The organism is Candidatus Zymogenus saltonus (assembly GCA_016929395.1).
Lineage (GTDB): Bacteria > Desulfobacterota > Zymogenia > Zymogenales > Zymogenaceae > Zymogenus > Zymogenus saltonus.
Genome location: JAFGIX010000082.1, coordinates 1 through 15753 on the forward strand (window position 1 = coordinate 1; position 15753 = coordinate 15753).

Below are 15753 nucleotides of genomic sequence, written 5' to 3' on the forward strand. Positions count from 1 at the left end.
CCCTCCACAAAGCCGTAGTCTATCGTATTGTACCCGCTGGCGATGACGGTTGCAACAGTTACGTTCGGCGCGACCTTGTTCTGTTTTTTGGTCTCCTTGGCCCAAAGACCGCGTCCAGTCTCCCTGGCGTCCCTCTCGTATTGCCGGAACTCCTCCATGTATTTGAACGGGTACTTTGTATACGCAAAGCCATAACCTCGCCTGATGATCTCTGCGTTGACCATCGTCCCGTTTTCGAGATAGACGTAGGCGAGAGTCCGGCCGTATTTGTCTTTGCGATCCTGGTCGTATTCGAGCGTGACCCGCTTCCCCTCCACGAGCCATTTCGTGAAGTCGCTGGCCTCGACCCCGAACTTCTGGACGGGTTTCGTTGGGTGAACCGTCTCCGGCGTGTCGACTCCGATGAGGCGCACCCTCTCGCCCCCGTCGAGCACGATCGTGTCGCCGTCGATGACACGTGTGCATGTGCGGATTGCTTCGGCCTGGTAGACCGATACCGGAGATAAAAAGATGATCAAGATCGGGATAATCAATCTTCTCATTTTTCACCTCCTCGAAATAACGCGTTACGATGATGTGACTATATGATATTTAATTATTCACCGCATTTATCATTACAAAGATGCTCAACAAAAAATTTCTATGGTTTAAATAATAATTATTGTTATTATTACATGTCATTTTTTTTCCCGCGACTTCCCCTCGGCGATCTCCCGTGCCTTTTCAAGTATTGCCACGATCTGTCTCTTCTCGTCGTCCGTCAGATCGTTCAGGGGCTTGTATCCGTCAAACATCTGCACGTATTCGTCTGTGAGGTATCTGTCGGGTATTATCATGGACGGGTCGATTGTGTAAGTGCTCTTGTCCATGACCGCGTCAATTCTGTCCTCGCGCCTCTCGTAGACCCCCGGCTCCTTTTCTTCTTCGACAGGGAGGTCCAAAACGTCTTTTACGATCCTCTTCTGTCTCTCGTTTGCGATCCTCAGTCTCTCTACGATCTCCCGCTCCTCGTCGCTCAAAGTCTCCTCGATCTTCTCGACCATCATCGGGCCTTCGCCCGTCTTGATCCAGTGGGCGGAGAAACCGGTTTTGGATTCTATGAGATTTGCCAACGCAGAGGATAGCTTGATTACCTCATTCTCAATTCTCGATATACGAGAAGGCTCTACTCCTAAAAATAGTGCAAATTTCGTTTGGTTATCAAAGCCGCTTTGTGTCCTTGCATGAATTAATCTGTCTTTTATATTGTTCATTATGAATATCTAAAATCTACATCTTGTGGCTATTTACCGCAAAAACACAAGATACGGGACTATGCCAAAATAAAATGTTCATTATGAATTAATTTTCTTGACAAACTATTCACTGTGCACTATCATATAACCAAGATTAAGGATTTAACTAAAACAATTAAGAGGATTATACACATAATGTTCAAGTGGTTCAAGAGAAAAAGCAGGTTTTTGATCAGCCATGAGTATATGTCCCGCGCCGAACTTATCCGCTACCTCCTTAAAAGGAGCGGGAAAAACCAGTCCGACATAGCCCGCGAGTTGAAAGTATCCCCCGCTGCCGTAACGCTTACCATAGACGGCAAGCTGTATTCCGAAAAAATACAAAAATGCATTGCTAAAAATATTGGCTTTAAGGCCGAAGACCTTTTCGGCTCGAATTAATATCAGGAGGTTTAAATGTCTGTCCATCCGCAAGGAGTATTCTGCAAGGTATCTCGCAATAAGGACGCCGTAGCCTACAACCAGTTCGGGGGCTTAGGCTGGATCGTCCCTTTTAAGCCCGTCAATGCCGAACACGACCCCGGAGGCGGAGGCGCGGGCGTCGATCAGCCCCACCTGCCGCCGAAACAACTCCAGCTCCTCGGGGCGGGAGATCCGAGACCATGACTTGCCGTCGTATTTCAGGACGATCTCCTCATCGCCCACAGCGATCCACAACATGCCGGAGGGGTAAAGCCGTAATGTCAGGTTCATTGAGCGTCTCCTTTATATGCGATTCTATCGAAAACGGAATGATTGTAAATTATAAAAAATGAGAATTATTATGATAAGCCGCAGGGAAGAAGAGAAAATATTGAATGCCTTTCGCGACGCCATTGACGACTACGGCAGAGATCGGGTCGCCTACGAGATCAGTCGGGAGGGCAGGGAGAAGGCTTACAGCACACTCAGCCAGGAACTCGATGCCAATTACTCCGCCAAGTTCGGCCTCGTGGATGCCATCAGGAGCACCCTGATCATTAAAAACCTGGGGCCTTGGCATGAGGTCGCCCTAGCGCTCGGCTGTATCTTCGTTCGGATGCCGGAGGTCACCGACGGGAGCGAGAACATGAAAATCGTCTACGACGAGATCAAAGAGTCAGCGGCGTGGATTAAGCTCGCGGCGGAGTCCCTCGAGGACGGAAACCTGGACGACAGGGAGTTTGAGGAACTGATAAGGCAAGGGGTCAAGATGCAGGCGAATATCGAGAGATTGAAACAGATCAGGGCCGAGAGTGAAAAGGATAAGAAATCCAAAAAGAGGGAGGCGGTGTGATGGGCGAAGTCGAAAAAATAGAGGTGGTCGAAATCGAGGGGGAAGTGGTTGAAACGGCGCCGAAGGAGAAGAGGCAGAGAACCAAGGGCGGGCTGCTGGTTTTCCACAACGAAAGGATACTCCTGGAGCGTGGGAAGCATAAGGGAAAGTCCTTGAAGGATTTATGTGAAGATCGCAGGATCGAACGCCACACTTTTGGGAAGGGTTTAAATGGGAGAAATGTATCTCCCGTAAAAGCCGTCGAAATGCTGGAGGCGTTGGGTATCCCGGAAGATAAATGGCTGGATTACTGCGGGAGGGCGGGCAATGACACAGCGTGAATTCATAGATCCCAAAAGAGAAGAGACGGTTATGGAATTCTTAGAATTCGATATTGGTCTCCTCGAATTATTCTGCGGCGAAGAACTGAGCGAAAAGGATATCGAGAGATTAGAGGCCCTGGAAAAGGAAGAGGACTATTTTGAAGAAGAAGGTCGAAGTCAAAAAGAGCGGTAAAGACCTCAAGGGCTGGATCTGGCACGTGAAGATGATCGAGCCTCAAAACGGGGGGCCGGTTCAGTTCGTGGCTACTTATTTCATTAGGGGCAAATCATACAGCTATACAGATCATTGTCCCGCGAAGGCGATGCGGGCCGTTGAAGATTATCTTGATAAGAATGGGGTGTAATTATGAACAAGGCGAGAAAAGTCTTTGCAGAAACAATATGGGAGTTTTTAGGATTCGATAAATCCTTAATGCCATTCTACGAAATTGTTGTAAGGAAATACAATGATGTGATGGAAGTACTCCGGGCGGACGACACCAGCATTTGGAATCATCACTATACCGGATACGATCAAGAGACCATAGCGGCGATTTTCGACATGAGTCTCGCCGAGGTCGATCACTCGATCATGGCAACGACACAAAGAATCAAAGAAGCTTTAACGACATAAATAAAGCAAGGGAGGTTTGGATATGGGAAATTTACTGAAGCCTGCGCAGAACAGGCAGGCATACGCGAAGGTCGGCATCTTCGGCTTTCAGGGATCCGGAAAGACATTCACGTCCGCCCTTATAGCGATCGGGCTCTTGAGGCTCCACGAGAAGATGACCGGCCGGAAGAAGAAGTGCGCCTTCTTCGACACGGAGACCGGCTCCGACTTTTTGACGGAGACCTTCAAAAAGGAGGGATACGAACTCCTCGTCGTCAAGTCGAGGGCCTTCGTGGACCTCAAGGCGGTGTTCGGGGAGGCGGTCGAGAGCGACTGCCTCGTCCTGATCATAGACTCGATCACCCACGTCTGGCGGGAGCTCACCGAAAGCTATCTCCGAAAGAAGAAACAGGACAGGCTCTATTTTCCGGACTGGAATGTCCTGAAGCCGGAATGGGGCGAATATACCGACATCTTTTTGAACTCGCCCATCCATACGATCGTCTGCGGCCGCGCCGGCTGGGAGTACGAGACGGAGATAAACGACAAGGGGAAGAAGGAGTCGTTTAAGACCGGGACGAAGATGAAGGCCGAGGGGGAGTTCGGCTTCGAGCCGTCTTTGGTACTTGAGATGATCCGTAGACCGAAGGACGAGGCGACAACTAAAAGTCCCGGGAAAAAAGGGACGATTCACGACAACGTTGCGATTGTTCTCAAGGACAGGGCGGACAGGATCGACGGTATGGAGTTCGTCAACCCGACCTTCGAGGACTTCGAGCCCCACTGGAGGTCGCTGAACCTGGGCGGGGAGCACGTGGGGGTCGAGACCGAGAGGAGCTCGGAGAACCTGTTCAAAAAGGACGGCGAGAGCTACCAGAGGAAGAAGATCAGGAGGGAGAAGGCGATCGAGGATATCAAGAACGCCTTCACAAAGCAGGAACTCGGCACCAGCAAGGAGGCGAAGGCCTTCTGTCTCACCGTCCTGGAGGCGTGCTTCGGGACCGACAACAGCGTCGAGATAAGGGACAACCTCCCCCTCGAGAAGCTGGAGGAGGGCGCGAGGCTGATGAGGGAGTCGATCGGGGAGATGGCCGGCGTGTTCAAGAGCAAGGGCCCCAACGAGAAGGTCGACTACAGGAAGATGATCGAGGTCCACAGGGATCGTATCAGGAAGGAGGATCTGGCGGCTGACGGAATCCTGGACGACCCCGAGGACATCCCGGACGATCACGTGGGCGGGTCCGTCGAGGACGCCGGAGAGGAAGCTCCCGGCTCCTCTGACACGTTATTCGAATTCTAACAAAGGGGGGTGCCGTGAGCGTAAACAAGGCAATCATTGTCGGGAATTTGGGAGCCGACCCCGAGGTGCGGTTCACGCCCAAGGGCACCCCCGTCGCCACCTTCCAGGTCGCCACCAACGAGAAATGGACGGATAAAGGCACCGGGGAGAAGCAGGAGCGGACAGAGTGGCATAGGATAGTGGCGTGGGGGAAGCTGGGTGAGATATGCGGGGAGTACCTGGTCAAGGGGAAGCAGGTCTACATCGAGGGGAGTATCCGGACCCGCCCCTGGGAGGACAGGGACGGCAACAAGCGCTACACCACCGAGATAGTCGCACAGGTAATGCAGATGCTCGGACGTCAGGGCGAACAGGGCGAGCTCCCGGTCCAGGAGCCGGAGCCCCGGAATGGAGGAGAAGATGATCTCATACCCTTTTAACATCCGCCGCCATGGAGGAGAGGAGTAATGTCAGGCAGTGAAATTCAGGCCCTTATTTATGTTGCGATATTTCTGCTCGGGGTGTTTGTGGGCTGTTTGGGCGAGACGCCTGAAAAACCTAAGCCAGAAAATTGGTACGACATTGAAAAATCATTGATGAAAACGCCGAGAAAGGAAACATAATGAGCACCTCCAAAACAACTGCAGACCGCATCACGGAGACCCTGAAATTCGAGCGGGAGGAGGACGGGATCGTTCACGTCTCCTTTGCTATGCCGGATATCGAATTACCCGCCACCGATGATGACTGGAACGATCTTCTCCACAACCTGCCCCCGAAGGTTTATGACAGGATAATCGACGAGGTGCAGGTCGCCGCCGAGATACATCACGATATCGGTCTCTGTTGGGTGGACGACCTGTATCAATATCTCGACTGGAAGACGGCCCACTTTAACCCTCTCAACGGTGATGTTTATATCAACTTCAAACTTTATTTCAAGTTTGACGATAAGTTCTGGGAGATGATTTGCGACCGGTGTGACAGGCATTTCAACGACGACCCCCGGTTTCTTTGTGAGGAAGATCCCCGCCATGTTCGATGTGGGGGCCCTTATGTATTCGAGGAGCCGTGCGAGCCGGAGGACATGCCGGGATATCCTTATTGAAGGAGGAGAGGATGAAATATCTCAAATACTACATTTTCCTATTCGCAATGGCACTCTTAGGAGATTGTATCTTATTCACACATATTCTTTTGGTTCTTTAAGATTTTGCCGTGTCCAGGGTGGGGAAAACTTCCGGTCGATTCGTTCGCCGGTTGCCACTGCGGGGGACGCCCCGCCACGGCGATTTAAAAAGGAGGTAACAATGCCGGAATATGAAATCATCCCGGTGAAGCACGAGCTTACCGGGGAGGAGAAGAAGGCGATCGCCGACTCCATCGTCAAGAAGGTTCTCAAGGTAAAGGAGCTCGAGGAAGAGAAGAAGGAGTTTGACAAGGCCCGGGGCGAGGAGATCAAGGGAGAGCAGGCCGTCATAAGATCGCTGTCCGCTCAATACGACCAAGGCTTCGTGACCGACAAAAAGCGGTGCGAGGTCAGGCGGAACTTCGAGACGAAAAACATCGAGTATGTCGACACAGAAACCGGCGAGGTCGTGAAGGAGCGCACCATGACGCCCGAGGAGTGCCAGATGAGCTTTACGGTCGTTAGGGACAAGGAGAGCTCTCCGGTCGCTCACATCGGGCCGGGAACCGGGGAACGTTAAAATACCTGGAGGAGGTTTGGATATGAAAATAATCGAATTGAAGGCCGAGAACATCAAGAATCTCAAGGCCGTCGAGATAAGGCCGGACGGCAACGCCGTCGTCCTGACCGGGAAGAACGGCGCCGGCAAGTCGGCGGTGCTCGATTCCATCTTCATGGCGCTCACCGGGAAGAAGGTCGAGGAGCCGATCCGGAGGGGGGAGAAGCGGGCCGAGGTCTCGGTGGATCTCGGGAAGTATGTCGTCAGGAAGGTCTGGACCGAGAAGGGCGACAGGCTCGAGGTGAGGAGCAAGGACGGCGCCCTTTACCAGGGCCCCCAGTCGCTCCTTAACGCGGTGATCGGGGCGCTCTCCTTCGATCCCCTCGAGTTCATCGAGATGAAGGAGGAGAGTCAGAGGGACCTTATCCTCGAGCTCGCGGGGGTGAACCTGGAGAAGTTCAGGACGAAGCGCCAGGAGGTGTTCGATGAGAGAACCGACGCCAATCGGGAAGTGAGACGACTCAAAGGCGTGCTGAGTTCACTCACAGAGCCCAGCGGCGATGTTCCGTTAGACGAGATTGATGTCGCGGCCCAGGTGAAAAAGGTAAATGGCCTGAAAGATCAGAACCGAATCTACAACGAACAGAGACAAGATATCGAAGAACATAAAGCGAGACTCGAAGAGATTGCAAAAGAGATTTCTGTTCTTGAAGAAGAGGCGCATGAACTCAGAGGTTTGCTCTCTTTCGAGGGTGATATGGTTGATCCTGTAAGCAACGAAGAAATCAAGGCCGAAGAGGAAAGACTCCACAAAATCTCCGAAATCAACCAGACAATAAGGGATGCCAGGCAATGGCGCGAAACAAGAACCGCCCACGAAGCGGCAATTTCGGTGTCCGACGTTCTCACTGAGAAATTGGAGGCTATCGATTTGGCGAAGGACGAGAAGATAAGGTCGGTCAAATTCCCGATCGACGGCCTCGGGGTTACGGACGAAGCGGTGACCTACAGGGGAATCCCGATCGAGCAGCTCTCCACAGGCGAGAAGATCAGGGTCTCCACCGCGATCGCGATGGCGATGAACCCCGAGCTCAGGGTGATATTCGTGAAGGAGGGGAGCCTCCTCGACGGCGACGGCATGAGCGAGATCGTGAGGCTGACGAAGGACGGCGACTACCAGGTATGGATAGAGCGGGTGGACTCCTCGGGCGAGGTCGGGATATTCATCGAGGACGGGGTGATCACCGCCGAGAACGGCGTAAGAAAACCGGAAGGAGCGAACAATGACTCAGAGTCGATCGCAGAAAACGAAGATCATCAGTTACCTGGCATATAAGCGCGGGGAAGGCGCCACGGCAATGGAGCTCATCAAGGAATCCGGCTCCACCAACATCAGGGCGAGGATATCGGAGCTCAGAGATGAACACGTGAATATTGTAAACATGAAGCCGAAGAAGCTCAAGGAGTGCGGGATAGAGAGCAAGTACAATCTATACTTCATCGGAGAGTTCGCCCCGAAGCCGAAGGAAAAAGATGCCGAGGACGCGGCGTAAACGTAAAGAATAAAAAACGGCGGGGGTGTCAAGGCGTAAGGGGACTAAGGAAACGCCACGGGGGTATACATCCGGCGGGAATCACTCATCCCACCCATAGGAATGCAGACCCCGGCCCCCGTTACCCCCGCCGTTGATAAGGAGGTTTGGACATGGAAAAGGTCGATATTTTAAGGACGTTCAGGATACTTAGTATCCTTTATAAAGGCCGAGATGCTCACGACGCCCTTTCGGTGGCATATCCAGATTTGCCATGCGATAACCTATATCTCGATTCTCCGACAAGGATTGACAAGGACCCCTTAAACGATGAGATGATCAGTGCTCGTGAGAGGCTGGCGGAGATATTAGAGGATTTGGCCAAACAGATTCGCAAATCGGTAGAGCTTACCGAAAAGTATGTGATTGAGGTTCGCCCTGATTACGGATGTGCGTGGTTGAATATTTTCGTGTTCGGCAGTGAGAAAACCGATATACGTGAGTTTTTCCTGAAAGACCAGCCAAAGAAAATGGCCAAGAAGATAATTGATACAGCGAGGCGCTTTAACCATGCGGAGGTCTTGATCGAAAAGATCGGCATCGGCGAGGAGCTGTACGAGCACGTTTCAAAGGAAAATGATGATAATAATCCGAGACAGATAAAGGTCAGCCTTGTCGAGGTGCCGGAGGAGAAGTACGAGTAGGCGGAGGAGCAATCTTGAAAATTATCTACAAACCCAAAGGCAGGGCGGCCGAGTACGCGCCCTTTGCCGTTAACCCCTACCTCGGCAAGTGCGAGGGAGGATGCAAGTACTGCTACGTGCCGAGGATACCGGACGGCGGGAACTTCAAGGGGGAGCCGAGGTCGAAAGAGGATTACCTCGAGAGGCTGGCCCATGACATTAAGAGGCTCCCCGACCATGTCCCGCCGATCCTGTTCAGCTTCACGCATGACCCATACCAGCCGATCGAGGAGGAGCTGAGGCTCGTGCGACAGAGCATCAGGATGCTCCACGCCGCCGGCGTTCCCGTGATGATCCTGACCAAATTCCCGCACCTCGCCATGCGGGACTTCGACCTCCTCACCCCCCACGACTGGTTCGGCGTAACGCTGACGTTCAACGACCCGGAAAAGTCGAAGGAGTGGGAGCCGGGGGCCGACCTCCCCGCGGAGCGTATCAGGGCGCTCCGGGAAGCCAGGAGAAGGGGTATACAGACCTGGGCCAGCCTTGAGCCGGTGATAGACTTGACCGAGACACGGGAACTCATCAGGCGCACACATGAATACGTAGACCTTTATCGTGTCGGGATGCTGAATTATCACAAGACTCCCAGGCCTGTAAATTGGCCGATGGCCGGAATCATAATCATAAGGACGCTGAACTTTTACAACGCGAACTACAAATTTAAGAAGGATTTGAAAGAACTGGTTTATAAGGAAAGGGCGTCGGTTATCGAGATAGAGTACTCCTCCGGCGCCTCTGAATTTCCCGAGATTCTGGATCCGCCGTTGAGGGACCCGGGGAGGTTTAAGCAGGAGGGACTGAGATGACTAAACAAATGAACCCTCTCAAGTACATGGTGGAAAAATATCACCGCAGTGATATTTTCAAACGCCTGAAATCATTCAGGAAAAAAGACGATAAGCTTACACAGGCCGAATACGTTCACCGCATCAATAAGCGGCTTGAGCGGCTTCCCGAAGGGAAAACCATCTCTCAAAACCAGCTCTCAGAATACGTAAACAGCGTCAAGTCGCCCTCCCCGGAGGTCCGGGAGCTGATGATCGAGATCATGGGGGAGGAGGCCGGCGCCGTCTATCCCTGGTACGAGCGGGTCGTCGTCCCCCTCCGCAAACAGGTTAAGGAGCTCCAGGACACGATACTACACCTCTCCCCGGACGTTTTCAAGTTCTCGTGGCGGAGGATGCTCTGCAGGGCGGTCAGTCATCTAATTATTTGCGCTTCGATTCTGGCGGGTGGTTTTATCTATTGCTACCGGGGGGCAGTCGTCGAAAGCGTGGCGGACAGGCTGTTCAAATCTTACGAGGAGCGGATAGAAGAGAGGGACGCCGTAATTCTCGAACTCAGGGACCTCAGCGAGTCACAGGGCAAAAGGATCGAGTCCCTCGATAAAAAGCTTAAAAAGACGAGGAAGGGCCTCGTCGAGAAGGGGGAGCTCGTCATGGAGCTCGAAGAGAAGAAGAGGAAGGCGGAATAAGGGTCAACCTTGAGGCGGAGACTTTTCATACAGCTCTTTTTCATAACGATACCGGAAGTTCTCTACGCCCAGGACTGGGGTTTTCTCGGCGAATGGAGCGAGGCGGTCGACCGGGACGCTGAGGTTCGGGAGATAATCAACGCCAACATCGCCAGCATCCGGTCCTTGGCCGAGGATGAATTCATCGACCGTGTCCCGTCGATATGGCCATGTCCGGGAAGGATCACCTCCGGGTTCGGGTACAGAATACACCCCAGGCACGGCTGTTTGAAGTTTCACGCCGGCGTCGACATCGCCAACAGGATCGGGACGCCGGTGGTGGCCACGGGAGGCGGGAGGGTCATGTACACCGGCTGGCACGACGACCTGGGCCTGTACGTGAAGGTCAGGCACACCGACCGTCTCGTGACGAAGTACGGCCACCTCGACAAAATCCTCGTGAAGATCGGCGATGAGGTGGTGAGGGGGGACAGGATCGGGACCGTCGGCACGACCGGCTGGGTGACGGGGCCGCACACACATTACGAGATTCTCATCGACGGGGTCAACGTAAACCCCGTCGAGTGGATGGAGAGATGAGGAGGAAATATGAAAGTAAAGGTAATAGCGGTTTTGGTGGTTGCCATGGTCTTTATCACGGCAAGCGGTTTAATGTCGTTTCCCGATGAAAATGATCATTTTGCCAAACCCCTTGATGTGGATCCGTTCAGATTCACCAAGTCTATTATATGGGATTTTGAAAAGGCAAAGAGTGAATACAACGAGATGTTTTGCATGATCATCATACTTCCAAAATCTACATGGATGGACGATTCAATTAAGCTGGTAAAAGAGGGCTGGAAAATATGTTTTGTCATTTATGACGACATCGAGGGCATAGCATACCTGATCATAACGAGGAAAATCGAAGAAGAGTAAGGGGGGGCATGGAGGTGGCCGAACCAGAGCTCAAATACCACTGCGAGAGATACAACATAAAGATGAGCCGTAGTTGTTTCCAGTACAGTAAGGCAAATCCCGATCTGTGCAGGTGTTGCAAGCACGCTGCCCCGCCGGACGAATGGGACGGCAAGAGGTTTAATCCCGGAAGGGTTTTTATTATAAGGAGGAACAATATGGACGGAGTGAAAAGGCTTTTTGAAAAGCCGGAGAGGATCGAGTTGTCAAAAGTCGCCGGAAACGTGAGCGTCGACATCAAGGACAAGATGGACAAGATCGCCGAGGCAACGGGATGGGACAAGTCCACCGTTCTTGAGTCGTTGCTCGAAGAGGGGCTCCGGGTCTACGAAGAGGCGAAGAAAACCAAAAACCAATAACCAGGAGGGCCTATGTTGAAAAAAGTTAAAAAGTTCATCTCGAGAGTATGGGCGAAGATCAAGGCGGATCTCCAGAAGAACCTGCAGGCGACAAAGGCGTTCATCTGGGCCAACGAGGCCATCTCGAAGGCGGCCGAGCGGATTTACGACATAATGACCAGCATCAGGATTTGGACCGAAAAGCGCACCAATGAGTGGCAATCGACCGAGAGGACGCTTCTGGAAGAGCAGGAAAAGAAAAGAGTCGAAGACCTGAAAAGCCTTCGGGATAAGCTTCAATCCGAACTTGATCTAGTAAATACCCAGCTCTCGGGAAAATAACCCCGGCCAACGCCCGGCGGGGGTAACTCCCCGTCGGGTGATTTTTAAGGAGATGGAGATAATTATGATTGCCAAAGTAAAGTTTATAGACGGCGAGACAAGAACCTATGTAAAAGCATGGAAAATAAAAATTAAGGGCGATTTTGTTCTTATAAAAAGGATAGGCCGAAGAGGAGTGGCTGTATCTGCAAGAGAAATCAGGTGGGTACAACTCGGAAAGGCCAAAGATAGTTGTAGCGATCATATTACAATCGTTACGCTTTGAAAAATACTATTACATAGAAACAAATGGCGAAACCGAACATTGAAGACGGGTATCTACCCATCGCGCGGGAGCTCTACGATGCGATAATACAGACGAACTTCTCGAAGCGCCAGAGGGCGATCATCGATTTCATCATCAGGCTGTCATACGGGTGCGGGAGGAAAGACTGCATCATACCCAGGCAGAGGGACTTCGGGATAGTGGGGATCGGGGAGGGACATATCAAGAGAGAGCTCGACTATCTCGTTAAAGCGAAGGTGATCGGGCGGGACGGGTCAAAGTTTTGGTTTAACAAAGATTACGAGGAGTGGAAGATATCAATCTGTTTCTGGACCGAAAATAAGAGGTTTGGCAAGTTGATACACATTAATTTGAGCGATAAAAAAACTTACCAAAACGGTAAGATTGAGGGCGATTCCGAGGAGGACACCTTACCAAAACAGGAAGATGGAGCTTACCAAAACGGTAAGGGAAACAGCGAAAAACTTACCGAAAAGGGAAGTCGGGACTTACCGAAAAGGGAAGTCGAAGGGGAGATAAATATCTGGAATCTTTTAGAAAAGCACCCTCCTATAACAGTGTTTATAACAAGTTTTATAACAGAATTAAAGATAGTGGAGGAGCTCCAGGCTAAAACCGTGAACGGGGAAAAGGTCGATGAAATCACGGAGTGTGTTTTTAATTTTTACAAAGCGATAATGAAGAAGCCAGGAGCGACCCTCTCATATCCGAGACCGACGATGCTTCGTGAGCGGCTCAGGGAGACCGACAACCCCGAGGACTTCATCGTTCAATCCGTAAAGGCGATCTTAGGGTGTCGGTGGAGCGAGTTTCACCAGGAAGGGATTTACAACATGCCGGAGAACATCTTCGGAAACAGGCAAAAGTTCGAGCGGTTCATCGGTATCTATGAGAAAGAGAAGCAGGGGAAATATGACGACATCATGTCTCGGGAGAAGCTGAGGAGAATTGAGGAAGAGGAGCCTCGTCCGCTGGACTTGGAAAATATGAATGATGAAATAAAAAGATTCTACGAAATGCCGAGCCTGCCGGAAGAAGAGCGGGAAAGGCTGAGGGAAAAGATGGGCGGGATAGGGGGAGGCGCCGAAAAAGATACGAGCTTAACGCCAGAGGAGTTGGAAGAGCGAAAAAAGCTTCTCAGGGACCAGGGTCAATTATTGAATGAGCGATCTAAAGAGAAATAGATGGAGGTTTGGATATGCCGGGGAAATACGCGAAAAGGACGGAGGTCCCGATCAGCAAGACCAAGGGGGAGATCGAGGGACTGCTTGAAAAGTACGGCGCCGCCGGCGTCAACATGGGGCAGTTGACAAAGGACGGCAAGACGATGGCCCTGATACAGTTCGTAATGAACAACTTGATGGTGAGGATCGCCTTCAGGCTGCCCGAGGAGAGCGAATTCTCGAAAACCAGAACCGGACAGAGGAGAAACAAGAGACTCGTGGAGGCGGAGTGCAAGCGGGAGCGCAAGAGGATCTGGCGGGCCGTCCTGCTGGTTATCAAGGCGAAGCTCGAAGCGGTCGAGTCGAACATCACGACGTTCGAGGAGGAGTTCCTGTCGTTTCTCGTACTGCCGGACGGACAGCGGGTCGGCGACCTGGTAATCCCGAGACTCGCATCGGGCGAGCTGCCGATGTTGACGGAGGGCCCCGGTCAATGATCCAATTCACGGTCTACGGCGAGCCGGCCGCGAAGGGGAGGCCGAGGGCGGCGATGGGAGCTGACGGCAGGATCAGGGGCGCCTACACGCCGGGAAAGACGCGGGTCGAGGAGACCAACTTCCGGGCGCAGGCGGTGAGGGTCAAACCGGAAAGGCCGTTCGAGGGTCCGGTCGTCCTCGAGGTGGTCTTCTTCAGGGGCGTACCGAGGTCGTGGTCGGAGAGGAAGAAGGAGAGGGCCCTGAGCGGCGGGATCCTCCCCGCGGTGAGGCCGGATACCGACAACCTCGTGAAATTGGTCAAGGACGCACTCAACGGCGTGTTCTGGCGCGACGACGCCCAGGTGGTGAAGCTTACCGCCGAAAAGAGATACTCCGACACTCCGAGGACGGAGGTAAAGATTGAGGAGGTGGAAAATGCTTGAACTACTCAAGTTCACCAAGAAAAATCAGGAGCTGATCGCCCGGGGCCGGAAAATCTGCACGGCGAGGCGGAAGATCCACGGCGACCCGAGGGTGGCGTGGGTAACCATGATGAGGCTCCGGGAAGTCAAAGAGCATTTCTACGGGATGGAGGGATACGACTCGCCGGAGGAGTTCGAGAAGGTATGGCGGGGGATTCACCGGGGGCGTTTTAATCCTAACCAGATCGTCTATGTGCATTTCGGGTGGTTCGGGGAAGTTCCTCCACAGCCTTGTTCTTTGAGCGGCTGGATCGAGTCCTATTATGATGGACTTGGCTATGCCCATCAAAGGGTCGTTTACACAGAATGCTCACCCCTACCAATGGAAATCGAAATCCAAGATTTTGAAATAGAGGAATGGGAGGAGAATAACAATGGAACCTGACATTAAGTTCAAAGTTGAGACAGGCTATAAGAGGGCGAGGTGTTGCTATAACTGTGAGCATGGAAAAATGCCCGATAGCAATAAGATCGTGATTTATTGTGAGCATCCGAAAAATGACAGCCCCTTTCTTGTTGAATTCAATATGGCTTGCAATCAATTTAAAGACTTGGAAATACCGGCTTGTTTAAAGCCGGAATTAGAGGAGGATAAACAATGACCGAAATAAGAATTGACGCCGCGCGCGCATCGAATAAGCAGCTCCGCAGGGAGGTCGAGAGGCTACAGCAGGAGAACGCTAACTTGAGAGGACAGATCAGTTACATCAACGCCAGGCTGTTGCAGAAATTCTCCAAGAAGAAGATCGAGAAGATTTTCGCGCCGCCGAAGGTGAAGAAGGAGAAGGCGCTAAAGAAGGTGGGTAAGGCCGAGAAAGAGCTGAAGGAGCTTAAGGCCGAGGTCGTGGAAAGACAAGGCAGGCGGGAGCCCTCTATAGCTGGCGAAAAAAGAGAGGGGGGGGTGCTGAAATGAGTGACAGACTTAATGAGATAAAAGAGAGGTGGGCAAAGGCGACTCCGGGGCCGTGGAGTTGGGAAAAAGAAGAGTCGCCAGTTTCTGATAAAACCGTCGATTATTTGAAGATAAAAGACTCGCGTGGAAGGTCGGTTCTTTACTCCAACGATAATGATGAAGAAATTCAGATAAAAGATGAAGATGCTGAACTCATCGCCAATGCCCACGCAGACATCGAGTATCTATGGGATCACATCAAGGTACTGGAGGCGAGAATAGAAGAACTGAAGTATGATAAGTGGAAGGAGATTATCGGTGAGGCCGAGGGGGGTACGTATCCAATAATAATAAAATCTCCACCGGAGAATGATAAATGAATGAATACCCTGACTGGCTGGACAAGAAGTACCGCAAGCCCTTATTGAAGGAGGCGACCGCGGCGGAGCTGCTGTCGATACACGTCAGGACTCTTAAATCCTACCGACAGGGGAGAAAGCCAGAGGGGTTTCCCGATCCCGTGTTTATCGGGGTTTATCCGAGGTATAAAACGCTCGAGCTCATAAAATATTTGGAAAAAGGGGGGTATAGGGGGGTATAGGGGAGTAGACACGTGAAGTAATAAACCTTAAA

At 52.0% G+C, this 15753-nt stretch carries 32 protein-coding genes; 29 read left to right on the forward strand and 3 right to left on the reverse strand.

Translation table 11 applies throughout. The features are described 5' to 3' along the window. The coding region (locus tag JW984_15045) for a thermonuclease family protein (protein MBN1574511.1) at window positions 1-542 on the reverse strand (542 nt) is incomplete at its 3' end. 135 nt (window positions 543-677) lie between these two features. Continuing rightward, a complete protein-coding gene (locus JW984_15050) occupies window positions 678-1112 on the reverse strand; it encodes a hypothetical protein (protein MBN1574512.1) in 435 nt (144 codons plus the stop codon). 318 nt (window positions 1113-1430) lie between these two features. On the opposite strand from JW984_15050, the gene JW984_15055 reads away from it, so the two are divergent. Further along, entirely contained in the window at window positions 1431-1676 is a 246-nt protein-coding gene (locus JW984_15055; GenBank protein MBN1574513.1) for a hypothetical protein, read from the forward strand. Between the two features lie 93 nt (window positions 1677-1769). On the opposite strand, the gene JW984_15060 is transcribed toward JW984_15055, so the two are convergent. After that, window positions 1770-1988, reverse strand: a complete 219-nt coding sequence (locus JW984_15060; protein MBN1574514.1) for a hypothetical protein — start codon at window positions 1986-1988, stop codon at window positions 1770-1772. Between the two features lie 70 nt (window positions 1989-2058). On the opposite strand from JW984_15060, the gene JW984_15065 reads away from it, so the two are divergent. From JW984_15065 to JW984_15200, 28 genes are all read left to right on the forward strand, one after another. Continuing rightward, window positions 2059-2550, forward strand: coding sequence for a hypothetical protein (locus JW984_15065; protein MBN1574515.1), 492 nt, complete (start codon window positions 2059-2061; stop codon window positions 2548-2550). Beyond that, on the forward strand, window positions 2550-2870 hold the full coding sequence (locus JW984_15070) for a hypothetical protein (GenBank protein MBN1574516.1): 321 nt from the start codon (window positions 2550-2552) through the stop codon (window positions 2868-2870). Before JW984_15065 ends, JW984_15070 begins: the two co-directional genes overlap by 1 nt. Continuing rightward, window positions 2857-3045, forward strand: a complete 189-nt coding sequence (locus tag JW984_15075; protein MBN1574517.1) for a hypothetical protein — start codon at window positions 2857-2859, stop codon at window positions 3043-3045. The genes JW984_15070 and JW984_15075 overlap by 14 nt, the downstream gene beginning before the upstream one ends. Further along, the gene (locus JW984_15080; GenBank protein ID MBN1574518.1) at window positions 3011-3217 is read left to right on the forward strand and encodes a hypothetical protein; all 207 of its coding nucleotides are present in this window, start codon (window positions 3011-3013) and stop codon (window positions 3215-3217) included. Before JW984_15075 ends, JW984_15080 begins: the two co-directional genes overlap by 35 nt. Before the next feature lie 2 nt (window positions 3218-3219). Then, the gene (locus JW984_15085) at window positions 3220-3486 is read left to right on the forward strand and encodes a hypothetical protein (protein MBN1574519.1); all 267 of its coding nucleotides are present in this window, start codon (window positions 3220-3222) and stop codon (window positions 3484-3486) included. 22 nt (window positions 3487-3508) lie between these two features. Next, window positions 3509-4765 carry an AAA family ATPase gene (locus JW984_15090; GenBank protein MBN1574520.1) on the forward strand — a complete coding sequence of 419 codons (1257 nt, stop codon included), beginning with the start codon at window positions 3509-3511 and terminating at the stop codon, window positions 4763-4765. 14 nt (window positions 4766-4779) lie between these two features. After that, window positions 4780-5184 carry a single-stranded DNA-binding protein gene (locus JW984_15095; GenBank protein MBN1574521.1) on the forward strand — a complete coding sequence of 135 codons (405 nt, stop codon included), beginning with the start codon at window positions 4780-4782 and terminating at the stop codon, window positions 5182-5184. A gap of 27 nt (window positions 5185-5211) precedes the next feature. Continuing rightward, a complete protein-coding gene (locus JW984_15100; protein MBN1574522.1) occupies window positions 5212-5367 on the forward strand; it encodes a hypothetical protein in 156 nt (51 codons plus the stop codon). Then, a complete protein-coding gene (locus JW984_15105; protein ID MBN1574523.1) occupies window positions 5367-5852 on the forward strand; it encodes a hypothetical protein in 486 nt (161 codons plus the stop codon). The genes JW984_15100 and JW984_15105 overlap by 1 nt, the downstream gene beginning before the upstream one ends. A gap of 202 nt (window positions 5853-6054) precedes the next feature. Continuing rightward, a complete protein-coding gene (locus tag JW984_15110; GenBank protein MBN1574524.1) occupies window positions 6055-6453 on the forward strand; it encodes a hypothetical protein in 399 nt (132 codons plus the stop codon). A 22-nt stretch (window positions 6454-6475) separates the two neighbouring features. Further along, on the forward strand, window positions 6476-7768 hold the full coding sequence (locus JW984_15115; protein MBN1574525.1) for an AAA family ATPase: 1293 nt from the start codon (window positions 6476-6478) through the stop codon (window positions 7766-7768). Beyond that, window positions 7716-7985 carry a hypothetical protein gene (locus JW984_15120; GenBank protein ID MBN1574526.1) on the forward strand — a complete coding sequence of 90 codons (270 nt, stop codon included), beginning with the start codon at window positions 7716-7718 and terminating at the stop codon, window positions 7983-7985. Before JW984_15115 ends, JW984_15120 begins: the two co-directional genes overlap by 53 nt. A 152-nt stretch (window positions 7986-8137) precedes the next feature. Further along, window positions 8138-8668 (forward strand): hypothetical protein, encoded by a 531-nt coding sequence (locus tag JW984_15125; GenBank protein MBN1574527.1) that lies wholly within the window; start codon window positions 8138-8140, stop codon window positions 8666-8668. A 14-nt stretch (window positions 8669-8682) separates the two neighbouring features. Continuing rightward, complete coding sequence (locus tag JW984_15130) at window positions 8683-9516, forward strand: hypothetical protein (GenBank protein MBN1574528.1); 834 nt, start codon at window positions 8683-8685, stop codon at window positions 9514-9516. Further along, window positions 9513-10184: a hypothetical protein gene (locus JW984_15135; protein MBN1574529.1), complete on the forward strand. Its 672-nt coding sequence runs from the start codon at window positions 9513-9515 to the stop codon at window positions 10182-10184. The genes JW984_15130 and JW984_15135 overlap by 4 nt, the downstream gene beginning before the upstream one ends. Window positions 10185-10193: 9 nt before the next feature. Beyond that, on the forward strand, window positions 10194-10763 hold the full coding sequence (locus JW984_15140) for a M23 family metallopeptidase (protein MBN1574530.1): 570 nt from the start codon (window positions 10194-10196) through the stop codon (window positions 10761-10763). Window positions 10764-10772: 9 nt separating this feature from the next. Further along, a complete protein-coding gene (locus tag JW984_15145) occupies window positions 10773-11102 on the forward strand; it encodes a hypothetical protein (protein ID MBN1574531.1) in 330 nt (109 codons plus the stop codon). A 14-nt stretch (window positions 11103-11116) separates the two neighbouring features. Next, entirely contained in the window at window positions 11117-11500 is a 384-nt protein-coding gene (locus JW984_15150; protein ID MBN1574532.1) for a hypothetical protein, read from the forward strand. A 12-nt stretch (window positions 11501-11512) separates the two neighbouring features. Next, the gene (locus JW984_15155; protein MBN1574533.1) at window positions 11513-11821 is read left to right on the forward strand and encodes a hypothetical protein; all 309 of its coding nucleotides are present in this window, start codon (window positions 11513-11515) and stop codon (window positions 11819-11821) included. 64 nt (window positions 11822-11885) lie between these two features. Continuing rightward, complete coding sequence (locus JW984_15160; protein ID MBN1574534.1) at window positions 11886-12086, forward strand: hypothetical protein; 201 nt, start codon at window positions 11886-11888, stop codon at window positions 12084-12086. A gap of 23 nt (window positions 12087-12109) precedes the next feature. Continuing rightward, entirely contained in the window at window positions 12110-13291 is a 1182-nt protein-coding gene (locus JW984_15165; GenBank protein MBN1574535.1) for a replication protein, read from the forward strand. A gap of 14 nt (window positions 13292-13305) precedes the next feature. After that, a complete protein-coding gene (locus JW984_15170) occupies window positions 13306-13767 on the forward strand; it encodes a hypothetical protein (GenBank protein MBN1574536.1) in 462 nt (153 codons plus the stop codon). Beyond that, on the forward strand, window positions 13764-14189 hold the full coding sequence (locus JW984_15175; GenBank protein MBN1574537.1) for a RusA family crossover junction endodeoxyribonuclease: 426 nt from the start codon (window positions 13764-13766) through the stop codon (window positions 14187-14189). Before JW984_15170 ends, JW984_15175 begins: the two co-directional genes overlap by 4 nt. After that, on the forward strand, window positions 14182-14613 hold the full coding sequence (locus JW984_15180) for a hypothetical protein (protein MBN1574538.1): 432 nt from the start codon (window positions 14182-14184) through the stop codon (window positions 14611-14613). Before JW984_15175 ends, JW984_15180 begins: the two co-directional genes overlap by 8 nt. After that, a complete protein-coding gene (locus JW984_15185) occupies window positions 14603-14830 on the forward strand; it encodes a hypothetical protein (GenBank protein MBN1574539.1) in 228 nt (75 codons plus the stop codon). The genes JW984_15180 and JW984_15185 overlap by 11 nt, the downstream gene beginning before the upstream one ends. Further along, on the forward strand, window positions 14827-15141 hold the full coding sequence (locus tag JW984_15190; GenBank protein ID MBN1574540.1) for a hypothetical protein: 315 nt from the start codon (window positions 14827-14829) through the stop codon (window positions 15139-15141). The genes JW984_15185 and JW984_15190 overlap by 4 nt, the downstream gene beginning before the upstream one ends. Further along, window positions 15138-15500 carry a hypothetical protein gene (locus JW984_15195; GenBank protein MBN1574541.1) on the forward strand — a complete coding sequence of 121 codons (363 nt, stop codon included), beginning with the start codon at window positions 15138-15140 and terminating at the stop codon, window positions 15498-15500. The genes JW984_15190 and JW984_15195 overlap by 4 nt, the downstream gene beginning before the upstream one ends. Then, window positions 15497-15721 (forward strand): hypothetical protein, encoded by a 225-nt coding sequence (locus JW984_15200; GenBank protein MBN1574542.1) that lies wholly within the window; start codon window positions 15497-15499, stop codon window positions 15719-15721. Before JW984_15195 ends, JW984_15200 begins: the two co-directional genes overlap by 4 nt. Window positions 15722-15753: the final 32 nt, after the last annotated feature.

Bases quoted from the DNA above. Each gene is read 5' to 3' on its own strand.
- JW984_15115 (MBN1574525.1), top strand. From the start codon at position 6,476: ATGAAAATAATCGAATTGAAGGCCGAGAACATCAAGAATCTCAAGGCC.
- JW984_15065 (MBN1574515.1), top strand. From the start codon at position 2,059: ATGATAAGCCGCAGGGAAGAAGAGAAAATATTGAATGCCTTTCGCGAC.
- JW984_15120 (MBN1574526.1), top strand. From the start codon at position 7,716: ATGACTCAGAGTCGATCGCAGAAAACGAAGATCATCAGTTACCTGGCA.
- JW984_15070 (MBN1574516.1), top strand. From the start codon at position 2,550: ATGGGCGAAGTCGAAAAAATAGAGGTGGTCGAAATCGAGGGGGAAGTG.
- JW984_15185 (MBN1574539.1), top strand. From the start codon at position 14,603: ATGGAACCTGACATTAAGTTCAAAGTTGAGACAGGCTATAAGAGGGCG.
- JW984_15110 (MBN1574524.1), top strand. From the start codon at position 6,055: ATGCCGGAATATGAAATCATCCCGGTGAAGCACGAGCTTACCGGGGAG.
- JW984_15190 (MBN1574540.1), top strand. From the start codon at position 14,827: ATGACCGAAATAAGAATTGACGCCGCGCGCGCATCGAATAAGCAGCTC.
- JW984_15135 (MBN1574529.1), top strand. From the start codon at position 9,513: ATGACTAAACAAATGAACCCTCTCAAGTACATGGTGGAAAAATATCAC.
- JW984_15200 (MBN1574542.1), top strand. From the start codon at position 15,497: ATGAATGAATACCCTGACTGGCTGGACAAGAAGTACCGCAAGCCCTTA.
- JW984_15090 (MBN1574520.1), top strand. From the start codon at position 3,509: ATGGGAAATTTACTGAAGCCTGCGCAGAACAGGCAGGCATACGCGAAG.
- JW984_15180 (MBN1574538.1), top strand. From the start codon at position 14,182: ATGCTTGAACTACTCAAGTTCACCAAGAAAAATCAGGAGCTGATCGCC.
- JW984_15175 (MBN1574537.1), top strand. From the start codon at position 13,764: ATGATCCAATTCACGGTCTACGGCGAGCCGGCCGCGAAGGGGAGGCCG.
- JW984_15075 (MBN1574517.1), top strand. From the start codon at position 2,857: ATGACACAGCGTGAATTCATAGATCCCAAAAGAGAAGAGACGGTTATG.
- JW984_15155 (MBN1574533.1), top strand. From the start codon at position 11,513: ATGTTGAAAAAAGTTAAAAAGTTCATCTCGAGAGTATGGGCGAAGATC.
- JW984_15085 (MBN1574519.1), top strand. From the start codon at position 3,220: ATGAACAAGGCGAGAAAAGTCTTTGCAGAAACAATATGGGAGTTTTTA.
- JW984_15170 (MBN1574536.1), top strand. From the start codon at position 13,306: ATGCCGGGGAAATACGCGAAAAGGACGGAGGTCCCGATCAGCAAGACC.
- JW984_15145 (MBN1574531.1), top strand. From the start codon at position 10,773: ATGAAAGTAAAGGTAATAGCGGTTTTGGTGGTTGCCATGGTCTTTATC.
- JW984_15165 (MBN1574535.1), top strand. From the start codon at position 12,110: ATGGCGAAACCGAACATTGAAGACGGGTATCTACCCATCGCGCGGGAG.
- JW984_15060 (MBN1574514.1), bottom strand. From the start codon at position 1,988: ATGAACCTGACATTACGGCTTTACCCCTCCGGCATGTTGTGGATCGCT.
- JW984_15100 (MBN1574522.1), top strand. From the start codon at position 5,212: ATGTCAGGCAGTGAAATTCAGGCCCTTATTTATGTTGCGATATTTCTG.
- JW984_15055 (MBN1574513.1), top strand. From the start codon at position 1,431: ATGTTCAAGTGGTTCAAGAGAAAAAGCAGGTTTTTGATCAGCCATGAG.
- JW984_15160 (MBN1574534.1), top strand. From the start codon at position 11,886: ATGATTGCCAAAGTAAAGTTTATAGACGGCGAGACAAGAACCTATGTA.
- JW984_15195 (MBN1574541.1), top strand. From the start codon at position 15,138: ATGAGTGACAGACTTAATGAGATAAAAGAGAGGTGGGCAAAGGCGACT.
- JW984_15125 (MBN1574527.1), top strand. From the start codon at position 8,138: ATGGAAAAGGTCGATATTTTAAGGACGTTCAGGATACTTAGTATCCTT.
- JW984_15105 (MBN1574523.1), top strand. From the start codon at position 5,367: ATGAGCACCTCCAAAACAACTGCAGACCGCATCACGGAGACCCTGAAA.